Origin of the sequence: Qipengyuania sp. HL-TH1, from assembly GCF_036365825.1 — a bacterium.
Lineage (GTDB): Bacteria > Pseudomonadota > Alphaproteobacteria > Sphingomonadales > Sphingomonadaceae > Qipengyuania > Qipengyuania profunda.
In genome coordinates this window covers 1,583,583-1,598,120 of sequence record NZ_CP142675.1, presented here as the reverse complement: position 1 = coordinate 1,598,120, position 14,538 = coordinate 1,583,583, and the positions used below count along the sequence as shown (strand labels likewise).

Annotated in this window: 13 protein-coding genes; 7 read left to right on the top strand and 6 right to left on the bottom strand. The window is 66.0% G+C overall.

What is annotated here, in order from left to right:
* Positions 1 to 32 precede the first annotated feature (32 nt).
* The 3 genes from recO to VWN43_RS08400 all read left to right on the top strand — a co-directional run bounded on the left by recO (position 33) and on the right by VWN43_RS08400 (position 2,994).
* Positions 33 to 629, top strand: coding sequence for a DNA repair protein RecO (gene recO, locus VWN43_RS08410; protein ID WP_320179898.1), 597 nt, complete (start codon positions 33 to 35; stop codon positions 627 to 629).
* A gap of 122 nt (positions 630 to 751) precedes the next feature.
* The gene (gene leuB / locus VWN43_RS08405) at positions 752 to 1,819 is read left to right on the top strand and encodes a 3-isopropylmalate dehydrogenase (RefSeq protein ID WP_320179899.1); all 1,068 of its coding nucleotides are present in this window, start codon (positions 752 to 754) and stop codon (positions 1,817 to 1,819) included.
* Between the two features lie 32 nt (positions 1,820 to 1,851).
* Positions 1,852 to 2,994, top strand: coding sequence for a glycosyltransferase family 2 protein (locus VWN43_RS08400; protein ID WP_320179900.1), 1,143 nt, complete (start codon positions 1,852 to 1,854; stop codon positions 2,992 to 2,994).
* Between the two features lie 226 nt (positions 2,995 to 3,220).
* Here VWN43_RS08400 and VWN43_RS08395 read toward each other — a convergent pair whose 3' ends face one another.
* Positions 3,221 to 4,492, bottom strand: coding sequence for a phospholipid carrier-dependent glycosyltransferase (locus tag VWN43_RS08395; RefSeq protein WP_320179901.1), 1,272 nt, complete (start codon positions 4,490 to 4,492; stop codon positions 3,221 to 3,223).
* Positions 4,493 to 4,574: 82 nt separating this feature from the next.
* Here VWN43_RS08395 and VWN43_RS08390 point away from each other — a divergent pair, with 82 nt between their 5' ends.
* Positions 4,575 to 5,780, top strand: a complete 1,206-nt coding sequence (locus VWN43_RS08390; protein ID WP_320179902.1) for a trans-sulfuration enzyme family protein — start codon at positions 4,575 to 4,577, stop codon at positions 5,778 to 5,780.
* On the opposite strand, the gene VWN43_RS08385 is transcribed toward VWN43_RS08390, so the two are convergent.
* Complete coding sequence (locus tag VWN43_RS08385) at positions 5,777 to 6,190, bottom strand: DUF6628 family protein (protein WP_253515054.1); 414 nt, start codon at positions 6,188 to 6,190, stop codon at positions 5,777 to 5,779. The two genes, VWN43_RS08390 and VWN43_RS08385, sit on opposite strands and share 4 nt — an antisense overlap.
* Before the next feature lie 143 nt (positions 6,191 to 6,333).
* Complete coding sequence (locus tag VWN43_RS08380) at positions 6,334 to 6,648, bottom strand: excalibur calcium-binding domain-containing protein (protein ID WP_320179904.1); 315 nt, start codon at positions 6,646 to 6,648, stop codon at positions 6,334 to 6,336.
* 53 nt (positions 6,649 to 6,701) lie between these two features.
* Between VWN43_RS08380 and VWN43_RS08375 the strand changes: the two genes are divergently transcribed.
* From VWN43_RS08375 to apaG, 3 genes are all read left to right on the top strand, one after another.
* Complete coding sequence (locus VWN43_RS08375) at positions 6,702 to 7,313, top strand: 2-hydroxychromene-2-carboxylate isomerase (protein ID WP_320179905.1); 612 nt, start codon at positions 6,702 to 6,704, stop codon at positions 7,311 to 7,313.
* A gap of 357 nt (positions 7,314 to 7,670) precedes the next feature.
* Entirely contained in the window at positions 7,671 to 9,590 is a 1,920-nt protein-coding gene (locus VWN43_RS08370; protein ID WP_253515057.1) for an alpha/beta hydrolase family protein, read from the top strand.
* A gap of 92 nt (positions 9,591 to 9,682) precedes the next feature.
* Positions 9,683 to 10,081, top strand: a complete 399-nt coding sequence (apaG, locus tag VWN43_RS08365; RefSeq protein ID WP_253515177.1) for a Co2+/Mg2+ efflux protein ApaG — start codon at positions 9,683 to 9,685, stop codon at positions 10,079 to 10,081.
* Positions 10,082 to 10,091: 10 nt separating this feature from the next.
* Here the strand turns inward: apaG and VWN43_RS08360 are convergent, their stop codons facing one another.
* The 3 genes from VWN43_RS08360 to VWN43_RS08350 form a co-directional block, all read right to left on the bottom strand.
* Positions 10,092 to 10,700, bottom strand: a complete 609-nt coding sequence (locus VWN43_RS08360; RefSeq protein WP_320179906.1) for a DUF305 domain-containing protein — start codon at positions 10,698 to 10,700, stop codon at positions 10,092 to 10,094.
* A 61-nt stretch (positions 10,701 to 10,761) separates the two neighbouring features.
* Positions 10,762 to 12,294, bottom strand: a complete 1,533-nt coding sequence (locus VWN43_RS08355) for a Ppx/GppA family phosphatase (RefSeq protein ID WP_320179907.1) — start codon at positions 12,292 to 12,294, stop codon at positions 10,762 to 10,764.
* A complete protein-coding gene (locus VWN43_RS08350) occupies positions 12,291 to 14,456 on the bottom strand; it encodes an RNA degradosome polyphosphate kinase (protein ID WP_320179908.1) in 2,166 nt (721 codons plus the stop codon). The genes VWN43_RS08355 and VWN43_RS08350 overlap by 4 nt, the downstream gene beginning before the upstream one ends.
* Positions 14,457 to 14,538 lie beyond the last annotated feature (82 nt).

Below are 14,538 nucleotides of genomic sequence, written 5' to 3'. Positions count from 1 at the left end.
GCAGGATCGACGCAAGCAGCTAAGGCCGCCCGATGCAGCTTTCCGCTCCCGCCATCCTGCTTGCCGCGCGTGCGCATGGCGAGACCGCGGTCATTGCGCGGATGCTGACCGAGCAGCATGGCATGGTCGCCGCCTATGTCGCGGGCGGGCGCGGGCGGCTGCTGCGTCCGGTGGTGATCCCGGGCAATATCGTGCAGGCGGAAATCCGCGCCAGGTCGGACAGCCAGCTGCCCTTCGCGCGGCTCGAACTGGTCGCCAGCCGCGGGCCGTGGCTGGGCGAGCCGCTGGCCGCGTCGGCGATCAACTGGGTGACCGCGCTCACTGCGAGCGCATTGCCCGAGCGCAATCCCTATCCCACGCTCCATTCCGCGCTCGGCGGCCTGCTCGATGCGATCTGTTCGTCGGACAGCGCGCGGCAGTGGGTCGAGGCGCTGGCCGTCTATGAAGCGCTGCTGCTGCGCGAACTGGGCTATGGCGGCCAGCGGCCCGCGATAGCCGATCTTGGGCAGGCCTTGGAGATTCTCGACCGGCAGGAGCCGCTGATCGCGCGCTACCTGCTTGCCGATACCCGCGCCGACGTCCTAGCTGCACGGCAACTCCTCAGGCAGCGGCTGGCACGGATGGTTTAGCCGCGTTCAAGAATGGTTCGTCGCCCCTGCGCAGACAGAGGCCTAGACACCGTCCGTTGAGCGCCCCGAGGGGGCAGATAGGCTCCTGCCTGCGCAGGAGCGACGAGGCTGGAGAACCACGCTTGAAAATCGCACTATTCGCCGGCGACGGCATCGGCCCCGAAGTCATCGCGCAGGCGCGCCGCGTGCTCGAAACGCTGGAGCTGCCCGGGCTGACGCTGTTCGAGGGCGATGTCGGCGCCGCCGCCTATCGCCGTCATGGCCACCCGCTGCCGCAAGAGACGCTCGCCATGGCGCGCGCCGCTGATGCGGTGCTGTTCGGCGCGGTGGGCGATTTTTCCTGCGACGACCTGCCGCGCGAACTGCGCCCCGAACAGGCGATCCTCGGCCTGCGCAGCGAACTGGGCCTGTTCGCCAATCTGCGGCCTGCGGCGGGCTTCCCCGGGCTCGAACACCTGTCCTCGCTCAAGCCCGAGGTCGCGCGCAGCATCGACCTGCTGGTGGTGCGCGAGCTCAATGGCGACGTGTATTTCGGCGACAAGGGCGAACGCGGCAGCGCGGGCGGGCGCGAGGGCTGGGACATGATGTCCTATAACGAGGCCGAAGTCCGCCGCATCGCGCACAGCGCGTTTCGCGCGGCAATGGGACGCGGTAAGAAACTGACCAGTGTCGACAAGGCCAATGTGCTCGAAACCAGCCGCATCTGGCGCGAAACCGTGATCGAAGTGGCGCAGGAGTACCCCGAGGTCGAGCTCGACCACATGTATGTCGACAATGCCGCGATGCAGCTGGTCAAGTCGCCCGGCCAGTTCGACACCATCGTCACCGGAAACCTGTTCGGCGATATCCTGTCCGACCAGGCCAGCGCCTGCGTCGGCTCGATCGGGCTGCTCGCCAGCGCGTCGCTGGGTGAACGGCAGACCGACTACGGCACTTTCGGCCTGTACGAGCCGATCCATGGCAGCGCACCCGATATTGCCGGGCGGGGCAAGGCCAACCCGGTCGCCGCCGTGCTCAGCCTGGCGATGCTGCTGCGCCACTCGCTCGGCCGCGAACAGGACGCCGCGCGGATCGAACGCGCGGTCGAGGCGATACTGGCCGATGGCGTGCTGGGCGGCGACCTTGGCGGGACCGCTTCGACCGGCGATATCGGCGATGCGATTGTTAGGAAGATCGTAACCACATCTTGAGGATTGCGGCATAACCGGGTCATGCAATGGATATGACACCGCAGACGCAGCCTTCCGTGGCCGATCCCGCCCCTGCCAGCGCCAGCACGCTGGAGCTTGCGATCATCCTGCCGACGCTCAACGAGCGCGACAATCTCGCCCCGCTGGTCGAGCGGATCGAAGGTGCGCTGGGCAAGACCGGCTGGGAAGTGCTGGTGGTGGACGACAATTCCGCCGACGGCACCAGCGACGAAGCGCGGCGGCTGTCGCTGTCCGACCCGCGCGTGCGCGTGCTCCAGCGGATCGGCCGCCGCGGCCTGTCGAGCGCCGCGATCGAGGGCTTTTGCGCCACTGCCGCGCCCTATGTCGCGGTGATGGATGCCGATCACCAGCACGATCCGCAATTGCTGGTGGCGATGCTTGCCAGCGTGAAGGCGGGCGAAGCGGATGTCGCCGTCGCCAGCCGGTTTGCCGATGGCGCGAGCATGGAAGAATGGGGCCGCCCCGACCGCGAGAAGCTGTCGAGCGTCGCCAACATGCTTGCGCGCAAACTTACCGGGGTCGACCTCAGCGACCCGATGAGCGGGTTCTTCCTGCTGCCGTCGGCCACCGCGCGGCGGCTGGTGCCCAATCTCTCGGGCATCGGCTTCAAGATCCTGCTCGACCTGCTCGCCACTTCCGAAACACCGCTCAAGGTGAAGGATTTCCCGATGAATTTCTCCGCCCGCCGCTCCGGCGAAAGCAAGCTCGACCGCGCGATCGCGCTCGATTTCCTCGCCGGTCTCTACGACAAGAGCTTTGGTCGTATCATCCCGACGCGCTTCGCGCTGTTCGGCACGGTCGGGATCATCGGCATCGGCGTGCACATGGCGATCCTCTATGCCTTCCTGCTGGTGGCGGGGACGAGCTTCAGCTGGAGCCAGGCGGTCGCGACCTTCGGCGCGATGACCTTCAACTTCTGGCTCAACAATTTCCTCACCTATCGCGACCGCCGCCTGAAGGAACCCAACCGCGTGTTCTGGGGCTGGGTCAGCTTTATCGCCGCCTGTTCGATCGGCGCCTTCGCCAATGTCGCGGTGGCCACCACGCTCAACGACCGGGGCTTGCACGAAGTCCTCGCCGCGCTGGTCGGCATCGGCATCGGCTCGGTCTGGAACTACGCCCTGTCGAGCCGCTTCGTCTGGGGGCGGTATTAGGTTTGCCGGGCGCGGTCAGGACATCCGTCCTGACCTTGCGGCGGCACCAGCCCACGCCTGAGTTTTTGTTGTGTGCGCCTTCGACATCCGTCGAAGGCTTGCGGCACCAGCCCACTCCCCCACCCGGCCACCCAGTCAGTATGATCCCGTGGGTGGCCGGGTGGGGGAGTGGGCTGGCGCCGCCGCAAGGGAAGCGCGGATGCGCTTCACGCACCCTACCAAAACCCTACCGCCAGCTTTCCAGCCAGGTCCACACCGCGAAGCTGTCGGGGCCCACCAGCGGGGCGCCGCTGATGATCGGGTAGAACCAGCCGAACACCAGCACGCTGCCGAGGAGCGGGGCCAGCGCGCTCTTGCGCCAGCCGTTCTGCCACAGCGCATCGCAGACCAGCGCCAGCGCGGCGAGCAGCGCCATGCTGGGCAGCGCATAGTGATAATAGAACTGTACCGGCTTGCTCGCCACGATCCAGAATCCCAGGCTCACCGCATAGACCAGCGCCACCGCCAGCGCGGTCCAGTGGCGGCGCAGTACGCCGTGCCAGGCGCACCATGCCAGCGCGGGCAGGCCGAGCAGCATGGTCAGCGGATTGCCGATCAGCATGATGCCGCGCTGCACCCCCGCGACCGGTTCGTAGAGATACCAGATCGAGCGCGCGTTCAGCACCCATTGCTCCCAGGTCGACTGGTAGGGATGCGCCTTGAGCACCTGCTCCTGCTGCGACAGCATGAACTGGTGATGGAACACGAGCCCTTCCGAAATCGGGTGGACGCGGAAGAAGAAGCCGGGCGCGAAGCTCGCCGCATAGACCGCCAGCGGCACCGCGCCGAGCCAGAGCGCGGCCTCGACCAGCGTGATCCCGGGCACCGGCGCGCCGCGGCGGCTGAAGAACAGGCGGCGGCGTCCCGCCAGCGCGCGCGCGGCGAGAAAGGCCAGGCCCGGCAGCATCGCCACCGCCAGCGCGTTCCACTTGGCACCCATCGCCAGCCCCAGCGCCATGCCCGCGAGCACCAGCCGCCAGCGGCCTTCCTCGGGCTGGCGGATCGCCGCGGTGAATTGCCAGGCGGCAAGGCTGAGGAAGGCGAGGTAGAAGATGTCCAACATCGCGATGCGCGCATGGATGAACAGGTGGAAACCGGTCGCAAGCAGCAGGCCGTAAGCCAGCGTGGCGAAGCGGCTCAGCGTGCCGAACCACAGCGCGCGCATTGCGGCGAACAGCGCCAGCGCGCCGAACAGCGTGGGCAGCAGCCGCCAGCCGACCGGATTGTCGCCGAACAGCGCGATCCCCAGCGCGATCAGCTCCTTGCCGACGAGCGGATGCTCGCGATTGGTGAACTCGCCCAGCATCAGCAGCTCGCGCGCGGCGGGGAGGTAGTGGACCTCGTCGAAATAGGGGTGCGGGACCGCGGTCAGATACGGCAGGCAGCCAAGCCAGAAGGCGAGCGCCAGCGCGGCGCACCAGCGAAGCGGATCCGTGGGTTGCTGGGGGGCGCGGCTCATGCGGGGCGATTAAGCGAGCGTTTGCAAGGATACAACAGCCATTGCTTGCCGTTATCCCGGGGCCTGCCTAGACGCCCCTGTCATGAAGAAGACCACCGGCATGGACCGTTCGATCACCGCCAAATGGCGCCCCGCGACGCAGGCGGTGCGCGGCGGCACCTGGCGCAGCGAACATGGCGAGACCAGCGAAGCGCTGTTCCTCACCTCGGGCTATACCTATGACGACGCGCAGACCGTCGCCGACCGGTTCGCGGGCGAGGCTGCGGGGATGACCTATTCGCGCCTCCAGAACCCGACCGTCGCCATGCTCGAGGAACGCATCGCGCTGATGGAAGGCGCCGAGGCATGCCGCGCGCAGGCCAGCGGCATGGCGGCGATGACCGCGGCGCTGCTCTGCCAGCTGTCGGCGGGCGATCATGTGGTCGGCGCACGCGCGGCCTTCGGCTCGTGCCGCTGGCTGCTCGACCATCTGCTGCCGCGCTTCGGGATCGAGACCAGCGTCATCGACAGCGCCGACAACGATGCGTGGGAAGCCGCGATCCGGCCCAATACCAAGGTGTTCTTCTTCGAAACCCCCGCCAATCCCACGCTCGACATTGTCGATCTGGCGCATGTCTGCGGCGTCGCGAAGGCGCATGGCATCGTCACCGTGGTCGACAACGCCTTCGCCACCAGCGCGCTGCAACGGCCGCTCGATTTCGGCGCCGACGTGGTCGCCTATTCGGCGACCAAGCTGATGGACGGGCAGGGCCGCGTGCTCGCGGGCGCGGTGTGCGGGTCGCAGCAATGGGTGGACGAGGTGCTGCTGCCCTTCCAGCGCAACACCGGCCCCAATTGCGCGCCGTTCAACGCCTGGGTCGTGCTCAAGGGGCTCGAAACGCTCGACATGCGTGCGCGCCGCCAGAGCGAAAATGCAGTCGCGCTGGGCAAGTTCATCGAACCGCGCGTGCCCAAGCTGCTTCATCCCGGTCTGCCCAGCCACCCGCGCCACGAACTGGCCCTCAAGCAGATGGTCGCCACCGGGCCGATCTTCGCGCTCGACGTGGGCGACCGCGCCACCGCCTTCGCGTTGCTCGACGCGCTCGAACTGGTCGATATCTCGAACAATATCGGCGATACGCGCAGCCTGATGTGCCACCCGGCGAGCACCACGCATGCGGGCATGACGCAGGAGGCGCGCGACGAGATGGGCGTGACCGAAGGCTTGCTGCGGATCAACGTCGGGCTCGAAGACGTCGAGGACGTCAAGGAAGACCTCGACCGCGCGCTGGCCGCCGCGGGGCTCTAGCGCCGCCAGTCGTTGCGGGTCGCGAGACGCTCCAGCTCGTCACCCAGCGCATGCGCGGTGGTCATTGCGATCGCGCAGCCGGCATCGTCCGTCAGCACGCCGTGGACATCGAGCCCGCCGCCGCCGATCATCGCCATCAGCAGTCCTTCGTCGCGCGTCATCCCTGCCGCGCAGCACGGCGCGAGCAGGATCCTGCGCCGCGAGGTCCGCGCGAGATCGACCACCAGCGCGCGCGCCAGCACCAGCAGGCGGCGGAACTCGGTCCCCCCGGCATCGAGCGCGAGCATCGTCGCGCGGGCATCGTGCAGGCCGTGCCCCGCGAGCCTGCGGACAAGCACCAGCGCAAGCGTCTGGTGCCGCCGTGCGGGAAGGGGAAGGTCGAGTGCGGTCGAATCGTGCGAATGGGCCATGCCGTCTCCTTTGCAGACCCGCATCGTATGCTAATGCAAATCATTCGCAACCCTGAATGGATCGGTCTGTCCCCATTTTCCGCGAAGCCGGGCGCAGGATCGCCCGCGGCAGCGGCGGGGGAGCGGCAGGAAACGCCGGGCCGCTAGCGCCCGCGATAGGGTTCGCAGGCCACCCCGTCATTGTCGCGGTCGAGCGCGGGCCGGTAGCCGGGCTGCCCGCGATAGATCGGCGCCGCGCCCGCCTGCCGCGCGGCGGTGCAATTGGGAAAATAGACTCCGCCCTGTAGCTGTGCGGTTGGGGCCGGCTGCGTGGTGCGCCGATTGCGATGGCAGTGATACTCGCCCGTCTTGCGGTTGTTGTGGCAGCCCTCGGCATTGAGACCCCCGGGATGCGCAAGCGTCGGCAGCGGCGGGCTGGCAAGCAGCGCCAGCGGGAGGAGCAGGGCGAAGCGTTTCATTCTCGCATCCTTACCACCAAACGGTTACCGCAGGGAAAAGGGAGAGGCCCCGCATGACCAAGACACTGGAGTATATTTTCGATCTCGCCGCGCCGAACGGCTATCTCGCATGGTATCCGCTCAAGCAGATCATCGCGCGCACCGGGGCGCAGTTGGTGGTGACGCCGGTGTTCCTCGGCGGGATGCACAAGCTCACCGGCAATGCCCCGCCGATGATGCGTGACGCCGATGTGAAGGGCAAAGTTCCCTATGCCGCGCTGGAATTCCAGCGCTTCCTCGACCGGCACGGCATGGACCAGTTCCGCATGCACCCCGCGTTGCCGTTCAATTCGATCCTGCTCCAGCGCGTGCTGGTGGCGGCATCGGACGAAGCCGAACGCCAGGCGCTGGTCGAGGCGCTGCTGCCCGCAGTGTGGGAGCGCAATATCGATTGCGGCGATGCCGAAGTGGTCGGGGCCGAACTGGCGGCAGCCGGGTTCGACGCCGAGCGCCTGCTCACTGCGACGCAGGAACCGGGCGTCAAAGCTAAGCTGGCGGCCAATACCGAAGCCGCGGTTGCCCGCGGCGCCTTCGGCATCCCGACCTTCTTCGTCGATGGGGAAATGTGGTTCGGCAAGGAACGCCTCGAGCAGATCGAGGCCTATCTTGGCGGCGGCAGGCCCTAGATCGAGAGGTAGAGCATCGCCGGAAGCGGCGAACACAGCACCATCGCCGCCAGCGAATCGCCACCCTGATCGCGCACGAGGCGCCTGATGAATGCGAACAGCATATTCCGACTCCCCCGTCGTGATCCAATCCGTCGGCCGCGCGACCCGAATGACTTCGGCAATGAATAGGTGCGACCCGTTTGTGCCTTGTGCAGCATAGCCCTTGGGAAAATCTCACCAGTCCCGGTAAACCGAAATTAACCCGATCCCGTGCTTGCCAGTCGCCGCGGACTGGTTAAGTCTGATGGCCAGGGGAATTACTTCGGGGGTCGCATGTCTCGTTTTTCGGTATTTGCAGCGCTGTGTGTTTTGTCCGTGGTCGGGGCACCTGCCGTTCTTGCGCAGAAGGCCGCACCGGCCACCGCCACCAGCCCGCAGGACACGCGTCCGCCCCCGATTCCGACGCGCTCCTTCGCTTCGCGCAGTATGTTTTCCTCGCTCCATCTCTCGCCCGACGGCAAGGCCATCGTCACGCATGTGACGGCGTCGCGAGGCAAGTTCCTGGCGGTGCTCGACGCAGCCGACCATTCGCTGCAGCGGCGTTACGCGCTCAACGATGACGATGACGTCGAATGGATTCGCTGGGCGGGCAACGACAAATTGCTCGTGTCGCTGTCCACGCTGGGGAGTTTCTTCGGCGACGAGGTGCGTTACACACGGTTGCTCCTGCTCGACATGGCGGCGGGGACCTCGGACATCCTTGGTAATGACGAACCCGTCGTCGAAGGCGACGACGTGATCTTCATCGCCGAGGACGGCAGCTATGCGCTGGTTTCGGTCCAGAAGGACGTTCGCGCTTATCCCTCGGTCTACCGGTACGAACTGGCGGCGGGGGGCAAACGGTGGCGGGTACAGGACCCTCGTCCTGGGGTGTGGTCCTGGCATGCCGATAGCAGTGGTGTCGTCCGCCTGGGTACCGGCTGGCGTCTCGGCCGGTTGCGGATTTACTATCGGTCGGGCCCCGATGCGGACTTGCGGCTTATCGAGAAGCTCAAGGCCGACGAAATCGAGGACAAGTTCTGGGATGTCGCGCAGATCGTTAGCGGGTCGGATCACGGCCATGTCCTGCATGAAGGCCCGAGCGGCAGGGTCGGGCTGTATATTTTCGATCTGTCCACCCGCGAGCCGGTGGAGCTGGTTTACGAGCATCCCGAGCATGACGTGGAAAGCGTGCTGTTTCGCGACGGCAAGCCTGTCGGTGCCTTCTTCACCGATGTTCGCGATCGCGCGCACTGGCTCGATGCAGGCTATGCCGAGACCTATGCGCAGCTCGAACGGTCGCTGACCCAAAACGAGATATGGGTCATTTCGCGCGCAAAGGACAATTCGCGGATGCTGGTGCGGGCGGGGAGCGAGGCCGATCCCGGGCTCATCTACAATTACGATGTCACCGGCAAACGCATGGAAGTGCTGGTCGAAATGCGCCCCGAGATCGACATTACACATCTCGCAGTGCCCAAACCCATTGCCTATACCGCGCGCGACGGTACGCGCGTCCACGGTTACCTCACGCTCCCCCGGGGACGCGAAGCCAGCGGCTTGCCGCTCATTATCCTGCCGCATGGCGGTCCCTACGGCATTCGCGACAAGCTGGATTATGACGACCAGGTGCAATTGCTCGCCAACCGCGGATATGCGGTGTTGCAGCCCAATTTTCGCGGATCGGGTGGGTATGGGCAGGATTTCTACGATCTCGGCGTCGGCCAGATCGGCCGCGGCATGCAGGACGATCTCGACGACGGGATGGATTGGGCGGTCGCGCGGGGCATTGCCGACCCGGCGCGGGTTTGCGTGGTGGGCGGATCCTATGGCGGCTATGCCGCGCTATGGGCGGTCATCCGCAATCCCGAACGGTACCGCTGTGCCGCCAGTTTTGCCGGCGTGACCGACTGGAACCTGATCCTCAAATACGATCGGCGGTTCTTCACGCGTGAGGCCAGCCGCAGATGGCGCCAGCGCGTCGAGGGGGAAGAGGAATTCGATCTCGACGACGTGTCGCCTTATCGCCACGCCGAGACGCTCAACCGCCCGGTACTGATCGCACAGGGCAAGAAGGACGATCGCGTCCCCTGGTCGCAGTTCCGCAAGTTCACCCGCGCTGCGCGGAAGGCGCCTGTCGCACCGGTGGAACTCGTGTTCGACGAGGAAGGGCATTCTTTCGACGAGCCCGAAAACGAGCAGCGATGGCTCGATCAGCTCACTGCTTTCCTGGCCAAGCATAACCCCGCCGACTGAGCCCGGTCGCGCATTGGCCGCAAACCGGGGCATGGGAAAATTTCGTGCGTTTCCTTGCGCGGGGCGTTGGGGACGCTAGATTGTCCCCCGTGATCAAAGAACTTTTCCAGCATGCCGCCATGACCGACGGGATTACCGTCCGGGTCGCGGTGAACTTCCTGCCCGAGCAATCGCGCCCGGAAGCGGGCAAGTGGTTCTGGGTCTATCACATCCGCATCGAAAACGGCTCGCACGAACGCGTCCAGCTGATGACGCGCCACTGGCGGATCACCGATGGCGCGGGCATGGTCAGCCATGTCGATGGCGATGGCGTGGTCGGCGAACAGCCGGTGCTGATGCCCGGACAGAGCCATGACTATGTCTCGGGCTGTCCGCTCGATACGCCGCACGGGTCGATGGAAGGCTTCTACACCTTCCACGCCGAAGACGGATCGCCGATCGAAGTGCGCATCCCCTTTTTCCCGCTCGCGGCGCCGGCCACGGCGAACTGACCGGTCCGGGTTAGCCGCCCGGGTCGAGTTCTTCTTCCATTTCCGCAGTCACCGGGCGTTCGAGCGAAGCCTTCGCCTCGGCCTCGAGCCTGGGCGTCAGCGCCGCTGTGCGCGGGGGAAGGGCCGTGCCGTCACCCAGCTCGCCATTGGCTTCGATATCCGCCAGCAGCAGCTTCATTTCGGCTATTTCCTTGACCTGCGCCTCGATGATCTCATCGGCGAGCGCGCGAACCCGCGGGTCGCTGATTTCGGCGCGCTCGCTGGTGAGGATCGCGATCGAGTGGTGCGGGATCATTGCCTTCATCCAGGCCTCGTCCTCGACCGTCTGCTGGCTGCGGACAAGGAACAGGAACAGGACGAAACCCGCGCCCGCCAGCCCCATGACGACAAGCTTGGTGGCAAGGCTCTTGTACATGCCCCACATGAAGCCGAGCATGATGATGATCATCGCCATGCCCATCATCAGCGCCATCCACATGCGGGTCTGGCTGAAGAAGGCGTGATCCGCTTCCCACAGCGCGGAGTATTTGAGCACGAACATGGTCACGATCGACGTCGCGATCATGGCGAAGAAGGTGGGCCATTTGCCGTGATGGCCGCCGCTGTGTTCACTATCCATCGGTTTTCCCCTTTGTTACCAGGGCCAACGGGCGAGCGACGGGGGTCGTTCCGAGCTGCGGCTAGTCGTCTTCCTGATCTTCGCCGACGCCGGAAAAGTTGAAGCTGCCGATCTTGATCTTGGGTTTGAGGCCGAGCCATTGGGCCAAATTGTCGAAATCCTGCGTCGCGGGATAATTGGCCAGCGCGGCGCGGCTTTCGTCGAGCCGCAGGATCAGGCTCTTCTTCTTGCGGCGCAGCGCGCTGGTGGTGAGCGAGACGCGGCTGCCCCCGCCAAGCCGCCGGGCCAGGCGGAAACCCAGCCCCCAGGTCACGCCTTCGTGCAGATCGTCATCGCTGGCGAGCACGCGCAGCTTGTCGGGCAATTCGGTGCGGCCGAGGCTGCCGAACAGCGCGGCGCAGATCATGGCGCGGCCGCGCGCGTCGAGATCGATCCAGCGTTTGCCCAGCGCCCATTCGGCCGCATGGCTCTCGCGCAGATTGGGCTCGACCCGGTGAAGCGCGCCCGACAATTGCGCCGCGGCGAGCCGGAGGCGTTCGTTGAGCTTGCCATCGCCTTCGCTCAGATCGACCGTCCATGCTGCCAGCAGCGTCGCCTCGGTGATCGAGGAATCGCGCGGCGCGGCATAGGCGGTCACCCCGGCGAGCAGTGGATCGGCCTTCATCTGAGCAGGCTCGAGCCGGCTGTAGAGCAGTCCCTCGCGGATGCCCCATGACGAAAACACCAGCTCGTCGGGCTCGATCCGGTCGAGCAGCGGGCGCAGCAGCGCCGCGGCATCGGGCAGGTAATGCGCGCGCATCGGGCTGATCCCGCTGATTTCGCGCAATTCCTCCGGATCGGCCGCGATCAGTTCGCGGGCCAGCCGCCGCGCATCGTCGGGCAGGAGCGTGAAGCCGTGCGGATCGGTCAGCGGGAAATCGAAATAGCGCATCGCATAGGCCGCCAGCGCGCGCCAGGTGCCGCCGATCATATACATCGGGCCGGGATGCTTGGCTGCCCAGCCGACCGCGGCGAGCTGTTCGTGCACCGCGGCCTCGAAGGCGTCGGCGCCGTCGCTGCGGAGCGCGGGCAGGCGCAGCGTTCCCAGTTGCAGGCTGGCCGCCTCGTGACATGCATTGTCCGCGACCGAGACCAGTTCGAGGCTGCCCCCGCCAAGATCGGCGACGACGCCGCGGGCGCCAGGGAAGGCGCCCAGCGCGCCCATCGCCGAAGCGGTGGCTTCCTCCTCGCCCGTCAGCAGCCGCGGTTCCAGCCCGAGCGCGGCCACCTGCTCGAGGAATTGCGCCCCGTTCTTGGCATCGCGGGCGGCGGCGGTGGCGACAGTCTGGACGTCGTCGATGCCCAGATCGCCGATGATCAGCGCATAGCGCGCGAGCGCGGCCAAGGCCTCTTCGGCGGCTTCATCGGGAATGCGCCCGGTCTCGGACAAATCGCGCCCGAGCCGTGCGGCGACCTTCTCGTTCCACACCACTTCGGGCGCGCGTGCAGTGCCTTCGTAGATCACCATGCGCACGGTGTTCGAGCCGATATCGATGACCGCGCGCGGGGGCTGCATCAGCCGCCGCTGCCATTTGGCCGAACGCGATCCGCTCACTGCGAGGACCCCCGCAGCGTCAGGCGTGGAACTTCATGGTCGGCAAGCGCGGCACCGCGCCCGGATAGCGATGGATTGGCCATGAAATACTGGTGGCAGTTGAAGCCGCCTTCCTCCTGTCGCAAGCGATGATACTGGCCGTCGGGACCGAGCTGCCAGCTTTGTTCGGTGTCGAGAATATTGGCGAGCATGACCTGGCCCAGGACCTGGTCGTGCACGGTCTTGTTCGTGATCGGGACCATCACCTCGACGCGGCGCATCAGATTGCGGCTCATGGCGTCGGCGCTGGTCAGATAGACCTTCGCCTGCCGGCTGGGCAGCGCCTTGCCATTGGCAAAGGCCCACACGCGCGAATGTTCGAGGAAGCGGCCGATCACCGATTTGACGCGGATGTTCTCTGACACGCCCGGCAGGCCCGCGCGCAAGCTGCAGATGCCGCGCACCACCATGTGGATTTCCACGCCCGCCTGGCTCGCCTCGTAGAGCTTGTCGATCATCGGTTTGTAGGTAATCGAATTGAGCTTCACCCAGATGCCCGCGGGCTTGCCCGCATGCGCATTGGCGATCTCGGCATCGATCAGCTGGTACAGCGTTTCCTGCAATCCGATTGGCGACACCGCGATCCGTTCCAGATCGTCGGGCTGGATATAGCCGGTGATGAAATTGAACATCTTGGCCGCATCGCGCCCCAGCGCGGGGTCGGCGGTGAAGAAGCTGAGGTCGGTGTAGATCTTGGCGTTGATCGGGTGGTAATTGCCCGTCCCGAAGTGGCAATAGGTGCGGTAGCCATCCTCCTCGCGGCGCACCACCAGGCTGACCTTGGCGTGCGTCTTCCACTCGGTGAAGCCATAGATCACCTGCACCCCGGCGCGTTCGAGCTCGCTCGCCCAGTGGATGTTGCGCTCCTCGTCGAAGCGCGCCTTCAATTCGACCACTGCGGTGACCGCCTTGCCCGCCAGCGCCGCCTCGATCAGCGCGGCGATCACCGGAGACTGGTCGCCCGCGCGGTAGAGCGTCTGCTTGATCGACACCACCGCCGGGTCGCGCGCCGCCTGGCGCAGGAAATCGACCACCACGTCGAAGCTTTCGAACGGGTGGTGGATGACGATGTCCTTCTCGCGGATGGCGGCGAAGCAATCGCCGTCATGCTCGAGGATGCGCTCGGGGTAGCGCGGGCTGAAAGGTTCGAACTTGAGGTCGGGGCGCGGCTCATTGCAGATGACCGCAAGATCGGCGAGGCCGAGCATGCCGTCGCTCTTGACGATCATCGCCTCCTCGACCTCGAGTTGGTCGCGCAGCAGCGCTTCGGCGGTCTCGTCGCAATCCTCGTCGAGCTCGAGCAGCACGGTGCGCCCACGCCGCCGCCGCTGGATCGCGGTGCGGAAATACCGCACGAGGTCCTCGGCCTCTTCCTCGACCTCGATATCGCTGTCGCGGATGACGCGGAACACGCCGTCGCCCAGCACCTTGAAGCCGGGGAACAGCTGGTCGGCAAAGCGCGTGACCAATTGCTCGATCGCGACATAGATCGCCTTCTCGCCCGGCACGCGCACGAAGCGCGGCGCGCCGCTGGGGATCAGCACCATCTCGATCAGGTCCGCCTTGCGCCGCCCGCGCTTGAGCCGGAAGATCACCCCGATCCCCTTGTTGGCGACGAAGGGGAAGGGGTGGCTGGGGTCGATCGCCTGCGGGGTGATCAGCGGGAGGATGTCGCTTTCGAAATATTCGCCCAGCCATGTCAGCTGGTCCTGCGCCAGCCGGTCGATCGGCGCGAGCATGATGCCTTCTTCGAACAACAGCGTGCGCAGCGTTTCGAGGCTTTTCTGCTGGCGGTCTTCGAGCGTGAGCAACTGGCCGCGAATCGCCTCCAATTGCTGGCGCGGGCTGGCCCCGTCGATCGCCTGCGTCTCGATCCCGCGCTGGACCTGTCCCTCCAGCCCGGCGATGCGGACCATCGTGAACTCGTCGAGATTGCTCGCCGAAATCGACAGGAACCGCAGCCGCTCGAGTAGCGGATAGCGCTCGTTCTCGCTTTCCGCGAGCACGCGGCGGTTGAACGACAGCCAGCTCAGCTCGCGATTGGTATAGCGGTCCCGGGGCGCGGGGGGCGCCGTGATGCCCGCGTCATTGGCCGGGATGGTGCGGGATGCTTCGACAGTCATGCTGGTGTGGCTTGGGCCATGATCCTCATGTGTGACGCTTGGGTTACAAACTGTCCTATCGTCTCGCTAAAGGAAAGGGATG